This window comes from Alcanivorax sp. HI0083, from assembly GCF_001635175.1.
Genome location: NZ_LWFX01001494.1, coordinates 1 through 1,127, shown reverse-complemented (window position 1 = coordinate 1,127; position 1,127 = coordinate 1). Strand labels below are relative to the sequence as shown.

Genomic DNA, 1,127 nt, shown 5'->3' with positions numbered 1-1,127 from the left:
CGGAGCAAGCGTTGGGCAGGGGTCTATCAGGCTTATCTGGATCGAGGGCTGGCAACTACCCAAGCGTTAGTCATCCTGGCGCGCAAACTGGTTCGTATCGCCTTCGCGCTTATGAAAAATGGCACCGACTATCAGCCGGCCCCTGCCTCATGAAGACTGGGGTGGACAACATAGAATCTCCTACAGGTGCTTATTGGTAGGTGGCGGAGTTCAAGGCCATTTCCTGTTTACGCTTTCTGCTGGCCACCCTCGCCTTGCGTTTCTTCCACCAGATCACCAGGCCGGTGATGGAGAGCATGGCCACGGCGATGCCCATGATCGACACGATGATGCGGCCGGGCAGGCCGGCAATACGGCCGGAGTGCAGTGGGAATTGCAGTTGGTTGAAGACATCGGCGGCGGTGCCTTCCCAGGGCACTTCGTCACCGATCAAGTCCGCGCTCTTGCCATCATAGTAGAGGCTTTTCACCTTCATGCCGCCGCTGTCGTGGTCTTCACCCGGGTAGTAGAAACGCACGCCGAAGACTGCGAAATTGTCGCTGTAGAAGGTGTCGCCGATGGGTTCTTCCCAGCCGCGGTTGTCCGCTTCGGTGCGGGCTTTTGCAAATAATTCAGGCCAGCTTACCTGGGGTTCTACCGGATCATGCAAGGCGGTGGGTGTGCGTGTTTCAAACGGCCCCGGGGTGGTTTCTGACACCATGGACATGACCGGGTAAAAAATTTCCCGGTACAGGTTCAGGGAGAAAGAGGTAAAGGCCAGCATCAGCAGTAGCCCGAACACCCACAGCCCCACGGCCCGGTGTAGATCGAAGTTCAGTTTGTAGGCGCCCGCGCCACGACGAATCATCCAGGCCGGTTTCCAGCGTTGCATCCAGCTCTTGCCGCCGGGCTTTTGTACGCGGCGTTTGCGCGGCAGGGTCAGCGCCATGGCGATAAAGGTATCGAACAGCCAGACCATGGCGGCGGCCCCCATCAACCAGATGCCCCAGCGATCAATGCCCTTCCATTCCGGCAGGTGCAGGGTGAAGTGCAGCTTGTAAAGGAACGACATCAGGTGCTCCGGGTGCAGGGAGATTTTCCCCCACTCGCGCTTGCCGACAATCTCGCCGGTGACCGGGTCCAGGAAG

The 1,127-nt window shown here is 58.9% G+C and carries 1 protein-coding gene; it reads right to left on the bottom strand.

The window, feature by feature from the left end:
• Nucleotides 1-190 precede the first annotated feature (190 nt).
• Nucleotides 191-1,127, bottom strand: a 937-nt coding sequence (locus tag A3754_RS22630; protein ID WP_063521404.1) for a PepSY domain-containing protein, incomplete at its 5' end; no start/stop codon positions are given.